The following is an 18,763-nucleotide window of genomic DNA, read 5'->3' as shown; positions in this document are numbered from 1 at the left end:
AATATCTATTGGAATATAAGACAAATGCTTTTGTCCCATTATTCTTCCTCCGTACTGGATTTATAATATTGTAAGAACTCTTCTTCGCTTTGAACCAAATGTTCCTGGCCATCTTTTGAACTAGCTGCTGGAATAGTGATATCCTTGAAAATATTGGTACCTTCTGGAAGAACTAGCTTTAAGAGAGAGATTTTAAAGCGGACGTCTTCTTTTCCAAGGAAATATAATCTAGAAGACGGGCCGGATTTTAAGATTGAAAACACTTTAGGATATTTATCTGCTAAAGAACTAAATTGACCATTTGATACAGACTTATTTAGAAAAAAATCAGATAAAACTAAGGTGAAATTTTGATTTGAAAGTCTATCATGTTGATTAAGTATATCTTCGAAGTTATCTTTATGTTCTGTAGTCTCTTCTTTATTGTAAAGCTCTTTGGAAGTTTTATCAGATGGAATAGCTGCTATTATCTTTCCTTCCTCTATATCAATAAGCCCATTTTCAGTTTTCGATTCTGGCTGTTGGCCAGTATCCATACTAATTGGTAAGTAAGTTTTTCCTTGTTCCGTATACAAGTAAAACTTATACCCACGAAACCTTCTTGGAATATAATCCTTATTATATTCCCTCACCATCTGAAATACATCATACGTTTTTTGTTTGATTGTCCCATCTTTCGTATCATAGACGTCTAACAACCAGTACTCTCCCTGCTCTGGAATATTACTTTTCAAATATGGAACCGCATCTTCTTCAAGGATCCAATACTTATACGTGGCTGATTTTAATTTGTAACTCTGGCGAACAATAAAACGTTCACCATTGGTCGCTGTACTTAACTCAACTTTTATCCTATTATCATATTTTTTAGCTTCTTCTGCTTCCTTTAATTCTGACTCACGATCCCAATCAATCGCTACTGCCTTGTTATCATCCATAAATTCATAACTTGCAATTTTTGCCCTTGGACTCCACATAACAAACTGAGTAAGTTCATGCCTACGATATGCCTGATAAGCAAAGTAAAACCCTATGACAGTGAGTGCAAGAAGTATGACTTGAACTAATTTTGATTTCATTATTTTTTTCATTATCTTCCCTCATCAGTGATTTATATAATATCAAAACGCTTTATAGGACTAGTATCCACAACTGCCATATTTAAAAACTCAACATACTTTTCTTTCATCTTATCCTCTTCTTACTTCTCTTCCCCAAATAATACTTTCCCCTGCTTGTATTTTCGTACGGCTAAGAGCCAGCGGATTGGATTGTTTTGAAATAGTAGAAGAACCACGCTAATTGGGACGATTGTTGCTCCGATTGGTACCATGAACATGGACGGCTCAAACCATTCATGTTCATAGTAGGGAATGAAGGTCCCAGGTATGGCAAAGAACACAACAATAACAAAAACAAATAGAAGAACGAGGATAACAAATAGATACAAGATGATTTTATCGACTGTTGGTTCCTTATCCGGAGATTTTTTCCAAAATTTACTACTTTCAACTGCTTCTTTAAACTGCTCTTCACTTGCTGGGACAAGCGACTTAGCCCCACTGTAGAACAGTTTTTCAAATCCATAAACACTTCCGATAAAAACGAAAAGGATAGCGGCTAGATGGATAGGCATCATCCACTCACTCAATCTAAAGGGCGCTATCAAGGAAAGAATCCAAATACTGATGATAGCAACTAGCAAGAAAGCAAAGAAGACAACCCAAGGCCACTTGGATTTCTTTGAACTGATAGCACCGTCGGTTTCTGACGAGGTACTAGATTCTGTCGCTAAAGCCTCTCTCGTCCTTGTGTTATAGTAGACGGATTGCTGGTTTCCTTGGCCTATATAAATGATTTTTCTCATCTTACATTTCTCCCTCTTTTCCTCGGCTATCGTCCTGTAATGCCTCCATCAGCTCTTTGAACAGTCGTTTGCGCTTTTTCATCTGAAATTCATAGACCATATAAACAAGGGAAAATATCCCTAACATATAAATAATCAAAAATTGAAAATCGGAGTAGGTAAAATAGCGATAGATGGAAAATAGTATCATAAGGAAACAAAAAATCTCAACTAGGACGGTCCATCTAGATTTTCTCCTAAGTGTTTTGATATTGGCTTTTGTCAGTCGAACTTTTCTAAATCTATCTGTCTTCATGTTGCGTCGGGTAGATTTGGCAAGGAAAATGGTCCCGAAAACCAAAAACAGAGACATCAAGATAAAGAAAATCAGATTGAAAGGGGAGGAGACATCTCCAAAGGTTTGGTTGAGCAACTTTGACAGCCGTTGCAAGGAATAGATTGCAATAGGGGCTGCAATGGCTGAATAATTCATGCCTTGTTTTACACCGTAGAATACTTGATTCTTCAGATCATAATAGATAAAATAGTCCTCCAGAGGGCCCATACTGATTAAATTTTTTACACTTGTGTCCATCTTATTACCATTTCCTAAACTCAATACGGATGTTCAAACAAAGTTCTACTTTCTCTTAAAAGCATCGTGACAACGATTGCCAGCATTCTAGCTGATTTTGGGCATTTGCCTTCCTAGAGAAAGAAAAGTTTATTAGTATTATAGCATGAACCCCCAGAAAAGGGGAAAATATCCCCGACCAATACCTTTGCCAGAGCCAAGAAAGCTTTCGTCATTTCATAAAAAAGCGGACAAGTCCGCATTATAAAAACAGAATGCGAGCTTATCCGCCTTTTCCTATGTCTCTAAAATAAATAATGTGTTTTCCTCGTTTCATCGTGCCAAGCGAATGCGAGTCACAATCCCATCTTGGTCTACAAGATCCAACTCACTCGAATTTAGCCATTTGATCGGAGCTTCTAGCTCTTGTGCTTGCTTAACGATGTCCAAGAGTTCTTCCTTGCTTTCGACCTCAAGGACGTAGTAGGCCAAGCCTGGCAAGCCTTGCTCACGCGGAGCTAGCCCTTTTCCAGCCCATTCGTTGACAGCCAGGTGGTGATGGTACTGACCAGCCGCTATCCAACTAGCACTAGGAATGCTAAATTTATCCTCTAGTCCTAAGACCTTTTGATAAAACTGGCTCGTCGAACGACTATCCTTCACCGATAGATGGATATGCCCCATTCTCGTCCCTTCAGCTAGGATAAAGGGATCCACCTTTTCTCCTAACTCATAGATGTCCTGTGCCGCAAGGGCTTCGGTCACACCGATAATGCGACCATCTTCTCGAATATCCCATGAAGACACTGGCTTATCACGGTAGAGTTCAATGCCATTTCCTTCCAAATCCTCTAGATAAATAGCCTCACTGTATCCATGATCTGCACCCCCTACCAGAGGAATCCGCAAATCACTTAGGTGTTTCAAGACATCTGCCAAGGCTTTTCGTGTTGGCAACAAAATCGCCAGATGGTAGAGCCCATAATGCTCCCTTACTTCGCCAGCCTTTTCTGCCTGAATCAAGTGAACCAAGGCTTTTCGACCAAGTCCCAAAATCGCTTCTGTCTCTGTTTGAGATAAAATCTCCAAGCCAATAATCTGGTGATAAAAAGCCGTTTGACTCGTCAAATCCTTGACATTTAAAACAGCCTCCGCTAGGTAAATATGGCTTTGGTATGCATAAGTCATAGGGTGTCTCCTTTTGTTTGTTGTAACTTTATCAATTACATCAATTATACACTATTGAGATAAAATGTCAACGAAGACAACTCAAAAGAGCTGGAAACCAGCTCTTCTTTTTATTTTACAACAAGCTCGTAGCGAGTTTTGCTGGTGAAAGTTTCCCCTGCTTTGAGAATGACTTGGTCTTTGAGGTCACTGTGAATGGCATCTGGTAAAGCTTGCGCTTCAAGGGCAATCCCATTGTGTTGCACCATTGGCTGGCCTCCAATGATGACACTCTCATCCACAAAGTTTGCTGTGTAGACCACAAAGCAAGGGGCCTCTGTCTTGAACAGCAGGAAACGACCTGAGTTTTGGTCATAAAGGAAACCAGCATTGTCATGACCTGCAGGAAGAGCAAATGGGTGATCCAAACCAGATACCAACTGGATTTGCTCATCGTCCTCTGCAAAGATGTCCTTCAACAAAGCACCATTATAGATGTGTTTAACCACATCACGAGTAGCATCTGGAGTCTTAGCCGGAACACCGTCCGGAGCGATTGGGTAAATGCCCTCCGTATTTAGCTGGAAGACATGACGGTCAACTGTCTGCGTGAAATCACCAGACAAATTGAAGTAGCTGTGATTAGTTGGATTGACCAGCGTATCCTGATCTGTCGTCACCTTATAGCTGACTTCGTAGGCACCAGTTTCTTCCAAATGATAGCTGATCCATATCTTGAGATTACCAGGAAATCCTCCTGTCCCGTCTGTACGCTCTGTGTAGAGGGTCAAACCATGGTCGCTCACCTCAGTTAATTCAAACAAGCTTGAATCCCAACCTGTTGAACCACTGTGGTTACAGTTGCTGGCATTGTTGACTTCAAGATTATAGGTCTGGCCATTGAGCTCAAATGTCGCACCTGCAATACGGCCCGCTACAGGACCTACACTTGCTCCATGCTTGGGACTATTGCCTACATAGCTATCAAAATCATCAAATCCTAGGATAACATTAGCAAAATTTCCAGCCTTGTCGGGTGTGACATAGCGTAAGATGGTCGCACCATAGGTCATAATTTCTAGTTGGTAGCCACTGTCCGTCTCAAAGCGATAGGCCAAGACATCCTTACCCTCATGATTTCCAAATACACGCTCTGTGTATGCTTTCATTCTTCTCTCCTTTGATCCATTTCTCTTAAGTAAACAAACCATAGAGAGTGTATTTACCATCTATGGTTGTAGTTTCTATTTTCAGAATCCTTTGTCAGAAAACCTTAAGTAGCTTCTTAACAAAAAGGGATTCTTCTATTCTTGTTTTTATGCTTCTACACGTTCAGTCCATGAAGTCGCTGTTGTTTGAAGAACCTTGTTGAGTTCGTCAATGTTCTCAAAACCAGTTGTGCGAAGCCATTCGCGAGCTGCTGCTTCACCATCTTTGATGTAAGCTTCAACTGATCCAGCCCATGTTGCACGGCCGCAAAGAACACCGTTGAAGTTTGCGCCTGATTCGTGGGCAAAGACAAGCGTTTCTTGGAAGAGTTTAGCTGATACACCCGCACTCAAGTAGATGTATGGAAGATTTGTTGCTTCGTCTTGTGCTTTGAAGAAGGCTGCTGCTTCTTCGCGTGTATGCACGACTTCTCCATCACCAAAGCCTTCAACGTATTTCACATTGACTGGAACTTCCACTTTCAAAACATCAATGTTAAAGCGTGGGTCTGAGAAGACCTTCATGGCACCGATAACCTTGTGTGGTTTCACTTTTGCGTATTCTGCAGAACCTGCATCAGCGATTTTTTCATCGTAAGCCAAGATTTCAAGGAAGAATGGAATGTCTTCCGCCACACACTCAGAACCGATGCGTTCGATGTAGGCTTGTTTTTGTTGGTTGAGTTCGTCAGAGCTGTCTACATCGTAGTAAAGCAAGAATTTGACTGCATCTGCACCTTGTTCTTTAATGCGTTTTGCAGACCAAACATCCAAGCAGTCAGGCAAGCGTTTGGTGCTTGTTGTGTCGTAGCCAGTTTTCTCATAAGCAAGAAGAAGACCAGCATTGGCATCAAGCGCTTTTGTAGCTGGGAGACCATACTCAGGGTCAAGAAGCATAGAGGATGCGTATTTTGTCAATTCATCTGCTACCAAGACTTTGAGTTCTTCCATTTGAGCTACTGTTGGCTCTTCTGTTTGGTATTGAGCCATGAGGCGTTTCAAAGCACCACGTTGGTCAAAGGCAAGAGCTGAGATAATGCCGTTCTCGTCAGAGAGTTTTTGCAAGCAAGCTACTTTATTAGGACTTAATTGTAATTTACTCATAGATACTTCCTTATTTTTGATATTCATGAATGATCACACCTTGTACCACACGGTTTACGGTACCTGTAGGAGATGGTGTATCTGGTTTATTTTCTACCTTGAGTGAAGTCAATAGGGCAAAGAGTTGGGCATAAACGATGTAAGGGAAGACACGGTAAATATCGTTCAAGACACCGCCACAACCAAGTGCTACTTCTTTGACATTTTCAAGACCAAAGGCTTGATCACTCAAGAGCACAACACGACGGGCGATGTGATCACCAGCCACTTCACGAACCAAGTCCAAGTCGTACTTGCGAGTGTAGTCTGTCGTTGTACCAAATACCAAAACAACTGTATCTTCGTTGATAAGAGATTTTGGACCGTGACGGAAGCCGACTGGGCTTTCATACATGGTCGCCACTTGACCAGCTGTTAATTCCAAAATCTTGAGCTGAGCTTCATGAGAAAGTCCAAAGAAAGGACCTGCACCCAGGTAGATAACACGGTTAAAGTCGAGGTCAACCAACTCTTTGACATCTGCTGCATTGTCTAGAACATTGCGGGCAAGGCTAGTCACAACTTCAAAACGTTCAGCTTTCACAGCAAATTCTGTAGGATCAAAAACCAAGAGAGCTGTTAGCATCATGGACGTAAAGCTAGAAGTCATGGCAAATCCAGCGTCATTGGAAGCAGCTGGTTGCAAGAGCAAAAGATTGCGCTCATCGCCATGAGCTTGAAGAGCCAATTTACCATCTGCTGCACAAGTAATCGTCACTTGATAGAGGTCATCAACCAAGGCTTTGGCCAAATCAACCGTCGCCACACTTTCAGGCGAATTTCCACTACGAGCAAAGGATACAAGGACAGTCGCCACATCTTTTTTCAAATAAGTTTCTGGATTGGCAACAATATCAGTTGTCGCAATGGCATTGAAATTCCATTTGCGTTCGTCATAGACTTCCTTAAAGTAAGGTACCAAGGTATCTCCCACATAAGCAGAAGTACCAGCACCCGTCAAGATGACCTTGATATAGTCATGCTTATCAGCGATTCCTTGTAGGAATGCTGCAATTTCTTCTCGTTTTGCTTGATAGGCTTCAAAAGCCTCTTTCCATACATCAGGCTGTTGGTAGATCTCACGAGTCGTGATTTCTGCACCCAGTTCAAGTAATTCTTCTTTTGTGTAATTTAGCATAGAGTTCCTCTTTTTCTATCAAATATGGGAATGGGAGTGACTCCCATTCCCATGTTTATTCTATACAAGCTGTTCTAACGATTTTCACGTTGTCACATCTTATTCATCTTCGTCATCATCAAAGCCCGCTAACAGATCGTTGACTCTCACAATGCTTTCTGCAGCACGGCTCTTATAGTCCGCATCTGCGCCTGTAAGGCTCGCATTGATAAATTCAATCACCATTGGAAGATTCATCCCTGCGTAGAGTTCAATGTCGCGACCTTCCATGATCAAACGGCTCACCACGTTACATGGTGTTCCACCGAGAAGGTCCGCAAAGACTAGGAAATCATCCAATCCTTCGATAGCAGCTTCAAATTTTGCAGTAAATTCTTCTGGACCATCTTCTGGAAGAAGAGCCACCGCATGAATGTTGTCCTGTGGACCCATGATCATTTCTGTGCTACCTTTAAGTTCTTCACAGAAACGACCATGACTCACCAAAATTAATGATTTACTCATAAATTATGCGCCCATTCCAAGCAAGAATTTACCGATGAATGAAAGACCTACTGCAAGAACGATAATGATACCGATCGCTTTAGTAGAGTTCATACCTTTCTTACCAAGCAACCAGAAGATAAAGGCAGTAAAGATTGCTGGAAGCAAGCGTGGGAAGATTGAGTTCAAGATGTCTTGGAAGTCAATCATCTTTTCACCGATTGGCAATTTGTAAGAAATGTCAAAGTTGATCATTGTTGCTACAAGAGCACCCATCATGAAGACACCAAGTACAGATGCAGCATCAATCAAAGCTGTCAAAGTACTTTGCATGTTGTTGATAAGGTTAACCCCTTCTTTGTAGGCAAATTCCAATTGTTTCCAACGGAAGATGTCATAAGCAACTGCAACTGCGATCCAAAGGAAGATACCCCATGGTTGGCCAGCGATAGCCATAGTTGCTGCGATAGATCCCATGATAGCAGGTACAAGTGAACCAAAGATTGTATCTCCAAGAGGAGCAAATGGTCCCATCAAACCTGTCTTGATACCGTTAACGGCATCTTTTGAACCCACACCATCTTTTTCTTCCATGGCAAGGTCAAAACCAGCGATAATTGTGTGGAAGAATGGTGAAGTATTGAAGAATTGAGTATGAACTTTCATCATTTCTTTCAATTCAGGAGTTCCATCCCCATACATTTTACGCAATTGAGGCAAGATCATGTAAAGGTAACCAGAAGCTTGCATACGTTCGTAGTTCCAACCTAATTGGAAAGTAAACAAGCTACGTTTGTTGATTTGATTAAAATCTTCTTTTGTAAGTTTGTAATTAGAATTCGTCATCTTCGATTTCCCCACTTTCTGATGGTGTAGAAGGTGCTGCTACAGCTACTTTTTGGCTGTTCTTAAAGTGAACAACTGCAAGGAAGATACCTACGATAGAGATACCGATCATAGACAAACCTTTGAAGTTGTTAGCAAAGCCAATCTTTTCAGCAACATCAGCAGGAAGAGTACCAAGGATACCCGCAACAGCGCCACCAAGACCTGTTACATATGAGTAAAGAACAGTCAACATAGCTGTCAAACCGAATCCCATTGCAAGGTAGTGAAGGTTACGTTTAACTGGAAGGTAACGAAGCAAGATTGCAAATCCAAGACCTGGAAGCATACGACCTGCAAGTGTCAAACCGTCTGCAACCCATTGGTATTCTTTAACAAGGTTTACAACACCTTGTACGAATTCTCCACCAAAAGCAAGGGCGAAGAATACTGGAAGGGCACGAGAAAGAGCCCATGGAAGCGCACCAAGTAGGTAGTTGCGTTCGATACCATTGTAGTCAAAGCGTTCGATCGCAGCATCAATACGGTGTGCAAAGAAAGTAGTTGTCATACGTCCAAGAACGTCGAAGTATGTCAAAAGTGCTGCTACTGGTACAGCGATTGTTGTAATCGCAAGGTCTGTATCAATACCTTGAGAGATAGAGAATGCTGTTGCAAGAACCGCACCAGAAGTTGCGTCGATACGAGAAGCACCACCGAAGGTACCAACCCCGAGAACGAACAACTGCAAGTTACCACCGATAAACAAACCAGTTGTCACATCTCCCATGATCAAACCAGTAATGAAACCAGCGAATACAGGGGAACCTGCAGATGAAACGATTGTCAACTCATCACAGATTTGATAAGCTGAGTACAAAGTGAGAAGTAAAATTTGCCACCATTGTATCATAACAATGACCTCCTAAAAATTTTTTCCTATTTTAATAAGCTCAAAAAGTCTGATACGGGATCGTTTGGAACCATTTGAGCAGTGAGTTTAACACCTTTTTCTGCCAGTTTGTGGAAGTCTTCCACATCCTTGTCTACCACGTTGATAGAACGCGTGATAGAGCGAGTTTCTGGTGTTTGAGACATATTGCCGACGTTAAGTGTTTCAAGCGGAACACCTGCTTCGACCAAACCAAGGAAACGGTCTGGTTTACGTGCAACGATAAAGAGACGTTGGCTATCGTATTTACCAGCAAGGATATTTGCTGCTGCTTTCTCAACTGGCAAGATACTGAGTTTCACACCTGGTGGTGTCGCAAGCTTCAAACCACTCTTTTCAATATCGTTGTTAACAACTTCGTCGTCTACAACCATAATGCGTGAAACATTTAATTTTCCAGCCCAAAGATTGGCTACTTGACCGTGGATCAAACGTCCATCGATACGGCATCCTACAATTGTCATAAGTTTTCCCCCTTTATGTGTTTTAGTGTAGGTTTACGAGTTAAATGAATCTCTTCTTTATATTCACCTTCAGTTTCAAAGATGATGATGCGGTTATCACCTTGCTTGAGATAGCTATGAGGGATATAAAGTGAGAGGGTCGGGCCGACATTCCAGAAACGTCCTAGGTGACGCCCGTTGACAAAGGCAACTCCCTTACCAAACTCAGATAAATCTAAGTAGGTATCCTTAGGCTCTTCAACGGTAAAGTCGAAAGCGTAAAAGGCCGGTTGTCCTTCTGTCCATCCTTTTGAAAAATCAATTTTCTCAGGATTATCCAACGGAAGTGGATATTGTTTCCAATTTAACATGAAGTGTAGATCCTTGCAGACACCTGTACGAATTCCTTTACGCTGCGTATCTGCCAAGAACTTATGACCGTAGTTGACACGCCCCATATTTTCGATCAAGATGTCAATTTCTGAAAAGCCTTCTCGGTTGCCCTTACAGTAGATATCTTCACCAATCTCTGTCTGGTATTGAGTAGCAATCCATTGACCATCTACAAAGAGTTGAGCTCGGTCACGTCCATCGATGATACGGAGACGTTCCTCTTCTGCATCCCAACTTGCCTCAGTGCGGTAGAGAAGGTAGCCATAACTTTGACCAAGTTCTTCCATCGCTTTTGGATAGAGGCTTTCAGTAGGACTAGAGAGATTATCCAGGGTTTCAAACAAGGAAACTTTTTCGACCAATGGAATGGACCCTATCTCCATGCTTTCCTTATAGAGTGGTTCCAACTGTGGATACTCTGGGAAGTGGGTTGCCATCATCTTCTTGACTGCTAAGTATTTAGCAGTTGGATTTCCTTCTTCATCGAGAAGGGCATCATAGTCATAAGATGTGACTTGTGGCAAATCCAGAGTTCCTCGAGCCGAGCAACCATTCATGAAACCAAAGTTTGTCCCTCCATGGAACATGTAAAGGTTGATAGAGCCTTGCTCCAATACCTCTCGAACAGCTTCTGCCAATTCTTTAGGATCACGAGTGATGATGGGTTCTTTCCAACGGTTGAACCAGCCATCCCAGAATTCCATACACATGAGGGGCCATTTTTTGCCATACTCATCAAAGAATTCTTGCATTTGTGAGAAGTTGTATGGAGCTTTAGAACCGAAGTTCCCTGTCACAAAGAGATCGTCTTCGATCAAGGTTCCGGCTTTCAGAGTAGCCCTCCATGGACCATCTGAAGTAAAGAGTGGGCAATCAATCCCTCGGTCTTCCATCAATTTCCGAATCGCTCGTAGATAAGACTTATCTTCTCCATAAGAGCCATATTCATTTTCGACTTGCATCATAAGAATGTTTCCGCCATTATCCAACAAGCGAGGCACAAGCCTTGGCAATAATTGGTCATAATAGCGAGCAACAGCCTCGATGTAGGCCGGGTCGGACGAGCGAATTCGCACGCCCTTTGTCAAGAGCCAAGCCGGCAAGCCACCAAATTCCCATTCCGCGCAGATAAATGGAGACGGGCGTACAATGGCATAGAGACCCAGATCTTGTGCAATTTGAAGAAATCTCTCCAAATTTCTGGCACCTTCAAAATCAAACTCCCCTTCAACAGGTTCGTGTAAATTCCAAGCCACATAAGTCTCGACTGTATTAAAGCCAAGCGCCTTTAAGTTATAGAGCGAATGATACCAATCCTCTGCTGGAATCCTAAAATAATGAATGGCGCCGGATAAAATCTTGAACGGTTTTCCGTCTAAATAGAAATCGTCCTCAATTTTAAATCTTGTCATGTTGTTACCTCTGACGAATTAAGTTTGCGCTTTCATTTATTATAATATTAACTATAATCAAATCTTTTGCATTTGTCAATAGGTTTTAGAAAATTATTTAAAATTTTTCTATTTTTTTACTTACCGTTTACCGAAATTATCTAAAAATAGCATGAAAACGATCTTTTTATGTATGATAATTCACAAGAACATCAAATGAATTTTTTTACATGTAAAATAACATTTTTAGTCTATTATTTTAATTTTTTGACCTTAATACTACTCTTTTCTCTATATTTGTGGTAAAATCAAAATTGGAGAAAGAGAATCGAGGTGAAATTTATGGCTATTCCTAAATACCAATATATTAAAGATGAATTAAAAAACAAAATCATCTCTGGTCAATTTGCAAGTGGAGATAAATTTTATACAGAAGCCGAATTGATCGCGATGTACGATGTGAGTTCAATCACAGTTGTTCGTGCCTTGAACGACCTTGCTAAAGACGGCTACATTGTCCGCCAACAAGGTAAAGGTACTTTCGTTTCACGTGCCCGCAAGCACAAACTCGTTGAGTTTTCAGATGTCGAAATCTTTGAAACAAAAGACGATAAAGTTACTGTCCTTTCTATCGAGCGCGGAAACAAACTTGAATATTTAGATAAACTTGGACTACGTGGAGATCAATTCTACTATAAGATTGAACGTATTCGTCAGACAAATGACGTAACATACATCTACCACACATCTTATATTCCTGAGCAATACATCAATGCCAACTATCCAAATCTTGACTATTATAGCTCTATCTATACACGTTTCAAATTGGATTACCGCATTCACATGAGTGATGAACATTTTGAGGAAATCAACGAAATCGCATTCCCAACACCAGAGCATGCTGCTTCTGTACTCGGAATCGATACACAATTCCCAACTGTCTTCCAAACGAAGACTACAAAACTTGAAGCCACTGGCCAAGTCCTTGCCTATAGTGAAACTTATAAGCGAGCAGACTACTACAAAATCAAATTCATCTCATGTAACCGAGGTCATTAAGAAAAAGCCTGAGCCTAGCTCAGGCTTTTTCTATATTCATTATAGCACGAGAAAGAAGTTGGGAAAACGCTATGAAGGGCTCTTATTTAATTAGTAGCATTTTTACTAAAAACAAGGTAAAATTTCGTTTGGTTTTTCCTCTATTTTATGCCTTATTGACAAATTTCTTCTAAATCTTATGATTTCCTCTATTTATTATAGTTATTATATAAATCCACTTGACATTTTACTCCTGAGATAATAAAATAAAAGGGTGAACCAACTACTAGCAAAGCAGAAGAAAAACAACTCCCTGCAACAGGAAGTCAAAACTCTGCAGGCTTGGTCGCAGTAGGACTCATGGCCACACTAGCAGCCTACGAACTCACTAAGAAAAAAGAGGATTAACCCCCTTCGATAAGCATACAAAAAAGCGAGATTGAATCTCGCTTTTTATTGTTAGAATTAATCACCAAGTCCGATACGTTCAAAGATATCATCCACTCGTTTAGTGTAGTAAAGAGGGTTGAAGATTTCATCAATCTCCTCTTGAGTGAGGCGTGATGTCACTTCTGGATCTGCTTCTAGAAGCGGTTTAAAGTCTACTTGGTTATCCCAAGAGTAGGCTGTTTTTGGTTGCACCAAGTCATAGGCTTGCTCACGGGTCATACCTTTTTCAATCAAGGTCAACATGGCACGTTGGCTAAAGATCAGACCAAACGTAGAGTTCATGTTGCGGATCATGTTTTCTGGGAAGACCGTCAAGTTCTTGACGATATTTCCGAAACGGTTAAGCATGTAGTCAATCAAAATGGTCGTGTCCGGTGTGATGATGCGCTCAGCTGATGAGTGAGAAATATCACGTTCGTGCCAGAGAGCGACGTTTTCATAGGCAGTAATCATATGCCCACGGATAACACGCGCAAGACCTGTCATGTTCTCAGAACCGATAGGGTTGCGCTTGTGAGGCATCGCAGATGAGCCTTTTTGCCCTTTGGCAAAGAACTCTTCCACTTCGCGTTGCTCAGATTTTTGTAGACCACGGATCTCAGTTGCCATACGTTCGATTGAAGTCGCGATGCTAGCAAGAACTGCAAAGTACTCAGCGTGAAGGTCACGAGGAAGGACCTGTGTAGAGATTTCTTGAGCACGGATACCAAGCTTGTCGCATACGTATTGCTCTACAAATGGTGGGATGTTGGCAAAGTTACCAACCGCACCCGAAATCTTGCCGGCTTCCACACCAGCAGCCGCATGCTCGAAACGCTCGATATTGCGCTTCATTTCGCTGTACCAAGTCGCCAATTTAAGACCAAAGGTTGTAGGTTCCGCATGCACACCGTGGGTACGCCCCATCATGATAGTGAACTTGTGCTCCTTAGCCTTATCAGCAATTATACTGGTGAAGTTTTCAAGGTCACGACGGATAATGTCGTTGGCCTGCTTGTAGAGGTAACCGTAGGCAGTATCCACCACGTCAGTAGATGTCAAACCATAGTGAACCCACTTGCGCTCTTCGCCAAGAGTCTCAGAAACCGCACGTGTGAAAGCCACCACATCGTGACGCGTCTCCTGCTCGATCTCCAAAATACGGTCAATGTTAAAGTCCGCCTTTTCGCGAATCAAAGCCACATCTTCCTTAGGGATTTCCCCCAACTCAGCCCATGCCTCATCAGCCAAGATTTCCACCTCAAGCCAAGCACGGTATTTATTTTCTTCACTCCAAATGTTCGCCATTTCAGGGCGAGAGTAACGGTTAATCATTGTTTGTTTTTCTCCTGTTCTGCATATTTATCTTTAAGTTCTAAGATTTAAATTCGTCTAATGATAGATTCATTTACATCTTCACCCAATCTCATCACATGTTTCATTTTACGATTGTCACTTATTTACCGCCCACTCCGCCGCTTTCTCTGCATGAATCACTGTTGTGTCGTAGAGTGGCAGGTCGGTGTCGGATTGCTTGACGAGAAGACCAATCTCGGTACAACCCAAGATAACAGCTTCCGCGCCTGCTTTTTTCAAATCATCTATAACGGCAAGATAAGTCCGCTTTGAGCTTTCTTTGATGTCCCCTAGGCAGAGCTCGTCATAAATAATCCGATTGACCTCTGTAATTCCAGCTTGGTCTGGAATCAGCACTTCTAACCCAGACTCTATTAATTTCTCCTTGTAAAAATCTTGAGTCATGGTGTACTTGGTCCCTAGGAGGCCGACTTTTTGAATACCGTCAGCCAACAAGGCCTGCGCAGTTGCCTGCGCAATATGCAAGATTGGAATCGTAATCTTTTCTTGTATCTGCGGAGAAACCTTGTGCATGGTGTTGGTACAAATAACAATGAAATCTGCACCAGCTTGCTCCAAGCGCTGAGCAATATCTGTCAAAAGTTGACCACTTTTCTCCCAGTCTCCAACTGCTTGATAATGCTCAATCTCTGCAAAATCAACACTATAAAGTAGAATCTTAGCTGAATGCAAGCCACCCAGCTCTTTTTTGATGGTTTCGTTGATAATTTGGTAGTAAGATGTGGTACTTTCCCAACTCATACCACCAATCAGACCAATAGTTTTCATAGGCTAATTAAACTCCTCCTTGCTTATCACAACCGACGGATAGTGTGGCAAGCTACTCAGATCTGTATCCAATGGCAAATCATAGATAGCCAGATAATTGTTTGGATATTGAATCTTTAATTCCTGATATTGGCTTTTACTTTTTCATGGTCGGCACTGGCAAAGAGCACTTCCACAACAGCAGTTTCTTTGCCTTCTTCCACAAAAGCGTTTACGATGATTTGAATCATAAACTGGTCTCCATTTAGCTTTAAAGATTATCATTTTCTGAGTCTTCATGTATAGAAAATTCAAATGAAATTCTCTCAGGATGTCTAGGCAGGCCGTAACTACTCAGATAATCCTTTACTTCCTTCACAGAACAAGAATATTCTAAGACTAGCTGATTGCCAGCTCTCTCTAAAATATGAATCCCCTCTCTATCCGCAATCTCTGGAACAATCAAATCGTCCGTATAAGTCAGTGTTACGGTCGTTATTTCATCATCTAGCAATTCATCAAATTCTTCTGCCATTTCAAAAATCAATCCCCTCACCAAACTCAACCACACTATCCGGTACATCACTAAACAAAGTCACATGCCCCATCTTGCGGTTGTGCTTCGCTTCTATTTTACCATACAGGTGGAGGTGGGCGCTTGGATTTTCTGCGACATACTTTTCAGCACCCTCGACATGCTGGCCGAGAACATTGAGCATAACAGCTGGATCATGTAGGCGGATAGCTGGCAATGGTGCTCCGAGAACACCCAGAATATGAGTATCAAACTGGGAGAAGTCGCAGGCTTCTATAGAGTAGTGCCCTGAGTTGTGTGGACGTGGGGCGATTTCATTGACGATGATGTCATCAGCTGTCGCAAACATTTCCACACAGAGCGTTCCAGACAAGTTGAGTTGCTCAGCGATTCTCACTGCCATAGCTTTGGCTTTCTCAGCTAAACTTTCAGAAATGCGAGCAGGCACAATGGTCTTAGACAGGATATTGTTGCGGTGGATATTTTCCTGAACTGGGAAAACCGTCACGTCCTTGCCATTACCAGACACGATGACAGAAATCTCAAGGTCAAAGTTGACAAATTCTTCCAAGACACAATCTGCTGAATCTGCTAGCGCATAGGCTTCTTCCAAGTCTGCTTCTGAGCGAATAACCTTTTGTCCATGCCCGTCATAGCCACCAGTCGCCGTCTTGAGGACATAGGTTTTCGACAGGTCTATATCTGCCAAATCTTGGCTAGAAGTCACAACCTTGTAGGGCGCAACAGTGACTTGAGCCTTGTTTGCGAGAAAATCCTTTTCAAAAATCCGATTTTGAGAAATGCGGAGCAGGTCCGTCCCTTGAGGGAGCTGCCCATCCTTGATAACGGCATCTAAACCGTCAGCATCGACATTTTCAAATTCATAGGTGAGGACATCGCAACGCTCCGCCAACTGACGGAGAGCGTCCACATCATTATAAGGTGCCACGATGATCTCCGCCACGCGAGAGGCTGGGCAATCCGCCGCAGGATCCAGCGCGATAACCTTGTGCCCCATGTAGATAGCAGAAATGGCCATCATCTGACCCAGCTGACCACCACCGATAATTCCGATTGTTTTAGATGAGCTCATTGGTAGACTCCTCTGCGATTTTCCCTTGCTCTTCTGCGAAATCAGCCAATGCTGTCGCGATAGCCTGTTCCTCTACTGATAGGAGACGGAGGGCAAAGAGGGCCGCATTGGTCGCGCCTGCCTCACCGATAGCCATTGTCGCAACAGGCACACCGCCCGGCATCTGTACGATAGAGTAGAGCGAGTCCACGCCACTAAGAGCGCGCGATTTGACGGGTACACCGATGACAGGAAGAGTTGTTTTGGCAGCTACCATACCTGGCAAATGGGCTGCGCCACCTGCACCTGCGATAATGACCTTGATACCACGGCTACGAGCTTCCTCCGCATGTCTGAACATGAGGTCTGGAGTACGGTGGGCAGAGACAACTTTCTTTTCGTAGGCTACACCGAAGCGGTCCAGGACTTCGGCAGTTTTTTGCATGGTTGCCCAGTCGGATTTTGAGCCCATGATGATGGAAATTACTGGTTTCATTTCTTCTCCTTTTTCTTCCTTTCAACAATCACCTTAGGTTGTGAGGGACGGCAGCAACCACCAAAGGTGTCTCATGCCTAAATCGGAAGCCCAAGGTCTTCCGATTTCCCTGAACGATTGGATTATAAGCCAATCGTTCTTTCACGACGGCGGTGATTGTTATTTTATTGCTCGCTAATGCTCGCAAGTTATGCAACCATTAGCGTATTTGGCGACTTCGTCGCGTTATTCTTATATCTTTACTTAACAGCCTTGCTTCCGATATCTGTTCGGTAAAAGAGGCCTTCTGTTTTTTGTTGGGAGAGTTCTTGGTAGATAGTTTCTTGGGCTTCTTTGACGGTGTCGGCTGTGGTGACGAGCATATAAACTCGTCCGCCGTTTGAGAGCAGCGCTCTGCTATTTTCCGCAAACTTAGCTCCAGCATAGTAGGTGATAATGTCGCCTTCGGTCTTGGATGGAAGCTTAACACCTTTTTCATAGTCTAGCGGGTAGCCCTTGGATGCGACAACCACACCCAGAGTCACACCCTTGTCCGTCCACGTGATGTTTGGCTGCTTGCCATCGAGAATATCCGTGATATTTTGTGCAAAGTCAGATGTCAAACGAGGCAAGATGATTTGCGTTTCAGGATCTCCGAACCGAGCGTTAAACTCGATGACTTTCGATCCGTCAGCTGTCAAAATTAGCCCCGCGTAAAGGACACCAAGATACGGGCGACCTTCTTTGATCATACCTTCAAGAACTGGCTTGACAATAGTGTCAACCGCTGTGTCAACCACGCTCTGTGGTAAGTGAGGAACTGGCGCATAAGCTCCCATACCGCCCGTGTTAGGACCCTTGTCGCCATCATAGGCACGTTTATGGTCCTGAGCCGTCGGCATGATGTAGAACTTGTCCCCATTGACAAAGGCAAAGAGAGAGCACTCTTCTCCGTCAAGGAATTCCTCGATAACCACACGCGCACCTGAGTCACCAAATTTATTGTCCAAAAGCATCTCATGAGCAGCTTCGACTGCTTGCTCGACTGTCTCGGCAACGACGACACCTTTCCCAAGTGCCAATCCATCTGCCTTGACGACGATAGGAGCGCCTTTCTCCTCGATATAAGCCTTGGCCTCCTCGAAATCTGAAAATGTGCCATAGGCTGCTGTCGGAACGTCATATTTGACCATGATTTCCTTAGCAAAATCCTTGGACCACTCCAGCTCCGCTGCCAATCTTGTTGGACCAAAGGCTTTGAGACCAGCTTGGTTAAAATCATCCACAATCCCAGCAGCAAGGGCATCATCTGGCCCGATAAAGGACCAAGCAATATCGTTGGCTTTTGCAAACTCAATCATTTTAGAATGTTCGGAAATAGAGATGTTTACTAACTCCAAACCATCCAGAGTCATCCCGTCATTCCCAGGAGCTACAAAGACCTTTTCAACCTCTTTTGACTCAAGCAACTTCTTAGCAATGGCATGTTCACGACCACCCGAACCGACAACAAGCAGTTTCATTTCT

21 protein-coding genes and 1 pseudogene are annotated in these 18,763 nt (G+C 42.8%); 2 read left to right on the top strand and 20 right to left on the bottom strand.

What is annotated here, in order from left to right:
• Window positions 1–38: 38 nt before the first annotated feature.
• From FD735_RS00380 to FD735_RS00320, 12 genes are all read right to left on the bottom strand, one after another.
• Window positions 39–1,091, bottom strand: a complete 1,053-nt coding sequence (locus tag FD735_RS00380) for a hypothetical protein (protein WP_139658223.1) — start codon at window positions 1,089–1,091, stop codon at window positions 39–41.
• Window positions 1,092–1,201: 110 nt separating this feature from the next.
• Entirely contained in the window at window positions 1,202–1,867 is a 666-nt protein-coding gene (locus tag FD735_RS00370; protein ID WP_139658222.1) for a hypothetical protein, read from the bottom strand.
• A gap of 1 nt (window position 1,868) precedes the next feature.
• Entirely contained in the window at window positions 1,869–2,441 is a 573-nt protein-coding gene (locus FD735_RS00365) for a hypothetical protein (protein WP_139658221.1), read from the bottom strand.
• 312 nt (window positions 2,442–2,753) lie between these two features.
• Entirely contained in the window at window positions 2,754–3,608 is an 855-nt protein-coding gene (locus tag FD735_RS00360; protein ID WP_139658220.1) for a VOC family protein, read from the bottom strand.
• A 110-nt stretch (window positions 3,609–3,718) separates the two neighbouring features.
• Window positions 3,719–4,756: an aldose epimerase family protein gene (locus FD735_RS00355; RefSeq protein ID WP_139658219.1), complete on the bottom strand. Its 1,038-nt coding sequence runs from the start codon at window positions 4,754–4,756 to the stop codon at window positions 3,719–3,721.
• 147 nt (window positions 4,757–4,903) lie between these two features.
• Window positions 4,904–5,899 carry a tagatose-bisphosphate aldolase gene (gene lacD, locus FD735_RS00350; RefSeq protein WP_139658218.1) on the bottom strand — a complete coding sequence of 332 codons (996 nt, stop codon included), beginning with the start codon at window positions 5,897–5,899 and terminating at the stop codon, window positions 4,904–4,906.
• A gap of 10 nt (window positions 5,900–5,909) precedes the next feature.
• Window positions 5,910–7,076 (bottom strand): SIS domain-containing protein, encoded by a 1,167-nt coding sequence (locus FD735_RS00345; protein ID WP_139658217.1) that lies wholly within the window; start codon window positions 7,074–7,076, stop codon window positions 5,910–5,912.
• 99 nt (window positions 7,077–7,175) lie between these two features.
• Window positions 7,176–7,580 carry a PTS sugar transporter subunit IIA gene (locus FD735_RS00340; protein WP_125450529.1) on the bottom strand — a complete coding sequence of 135 codons (405 nt, stop codon included), beginning with the start codon at window positions 7,578–7,580 and terminating at the stop codon, window positions 7,176–7,178.
• Window positions 7,581–7,583: 3 nt separating this feature from the next.
• On the bottom strand, window positions 7,584–8,405 hold the full coding sequence (locus FD735_RS00335; protein ID WP_000185284.1) for a PTS system mannose/fructose/sorbose family transporter subunit IID: 822 nt from the start codon (window positions 8,403–8,405) through the stop codon (window positions 7,584–7,586).
• Window positions 8,392–9,297: a PTS mannose/fructose/sorbose/N-acetylgalactosamine transporter subunit IIC gene (locus tag FD735_RS00330; protein ID WP_139658216.1), complete on the bottom strand. Its 906-nt coding sequence runs from the start codon at window positions 9,295–9,297 to the stop codon at window positions 8,392–8,394. The genes FD735_RS00335 and FD735_RS00330 overlap by 14 nt, the downstream gene beginning before the upstream one ends.
• A 26-nt stretch (window positions 9,298–9,323) precedes the next feature.
• Complete coding sequence (locus FD735_RS00325; RefSeq protein WP_000156968.1) at window positions 9,324–9,800, bottom strand: PTS system mannose/fructose/N-acetylgalactosamine-transporter subunit IIB; 477 nt, start codon at window positions 9,798–9,800, stop codon at window positions 9,324–9,326.
• The gene (locus tag FD735_RS00320; protein WP_139658215.1) at window positions 9,797–11,584 is read right to left on the bottom strand and encodes a beta-galactosidase family protein; all 1,788 of its coding nucleotides are present in this window, start codon (window positions 11,582–11,584) and stop codon (window positions 9,797–9,799) included. Before FD735_RS00320 ends, FD735_RS00325 begins: the two co-directional genes overlap by 4 nt.
• Window positions 11,585–11,905: 321 nt before the next feature.
• On the opposite strand from FD735_RS00320, the gene FD735_RS00315 reads away from it, so the two are divergent.
• Together FD735_RS00315 and FD735_RS10010 are read left to right on the top strand one after the other, a co-directional pair.
• The gene (locus FD735_RS00315) at window positions 11,906–12,622 is read left to right on the top strand and encodes a GntR family transcriptional regulator (RefSeq protein WP_001007181.1); all 717 of its coding nucleotides are present in this window, start codon (window positions 11,906–11,908) and stop codon (window positions 12,620–12,622) included.
• A gap of 321 nt (window positions 12,623–12,943) precedes the next feature.
• Complete coding sequence (locus tag FD735_RS10010; protein ID WP_369689505.1) at window positions 12,944–13,009, top strand: hypothetical protein; 66 nt, start codon at window positions 12,944–12,946, stop codon at window positions 13,007–13,009.
• Between the two features lie 57 nt (window positions 13,010–13,066).
• On the opposite strand, the gene purB is transcribed toward FD735_RS10010, so the two are convergent.
• The 8 genes and pseudogenes from purB to purD form a co-directional block, all read right to left on the bottom strand.
• Entirely contained in the window at window positions 13,067–14,365 is a 1,299-nt protein-coding gene (gene purB / locus FD735_RS00305) for an adenylosuccinate lyase (RefSeq protein ID WP_139658214.1), read from the bottom strand.
• A 117-nt stretch (window positions 14,366–14,482) separates the two neighbouring features.
• On the bottom strand, window positions 14,483–15,175 hold the full coding sequence (locus FD735_RS00300; protein WP_139658213.1) for an aspartate/glutamate racemase family protein: 693 nt from the start codon (window positions 15,173–15,175) through the stop codon (window positions 14,483–14,485).
• A 3-nt stretch (window positions 15,176–15,178) separates the two neighbouring features.
• Window positions 15,179–15,405, bottom strand: a pseudogene (locus FD735_RS00295) (phosphoribosylaminoimidazole carboxylase).
• Window positions 15,406–15,425: 20 nt separating this feature from the next.
• Window positions 15,426–15,689, bottom strand: coding sequence for a hypothetical protein (locus FD735_RS00290; protein ID WP_065428336.1), 264 nt, complete (start codon window positions 15,687–15,689; stop codon window positions 15,426–15,428).
• A 1-nt stretch (window position 15,690) separates the two neighbouring features.
• Entirely contained in the window at window positions 15,691–16,782 is a 1,092-nt protein-coding gene (gene purK, locus FD735_RS00285; RefSeq protein ID WP_139658212.1) for a 5-(carboxyamino)imidazole ribonucleotide synthase, read from the bottom strand.
• On the bottom strand, window positions 16,769–17,257 hold the full coding sequence (gene purE, locus FD735_RS00280) for a 5-(carboxyamino)imidazole ribonucleotide mutase (RefSeq protein ID WP_139658211.1): 489 nt from the start codon (window positions 17,255–17,257) through the stop codon (window positions 16,769–16,771). The genes purK and purE overlap by 14 nt, the downstream gene beginning before the upstream one ends.
• A 28-nt stretch (window positions 17,258–17,285) precedes the next feature.
• Complete coding sequence (locus FD735_RS10005) at window positions 17,286–17,402, bottom strand: phosphoribosylaminoimidazole carboxylase (protein ID WP_139658210.1); 117 nt, start codon at window positions 17,400–17,402, stop codon at window positions 17,286–17,288.
• A 94-nt stretch (window positions 17,403–17,496) separates the two neighbouring features.
• Window positions 17,497–18,759, bottom strand: coding sequence for a phosphoribosylamine--glycine ligase (gene purD, locus FD735_RS00270; RefSeq protein ID WP_139658209.1), 1,263 nt, complete (start codon window positions 18,757–18,759; stop codon window positions 17,497–17,499).
• Between the last annotated feature and the right edge of the window lie 4 nt (window positions 18,760–18,763).

Source organism: Streptococcus sp. 1643, assembly GCF_006228325.1.
Classification (GTDB): Bacteria; Bacillota; Bacilli; order Lactobacillales; family Streptococcaceae; genus Streptococcus.
This window is presented reverse-complemented; position numbering and strand designations above follow the sequence as displayed.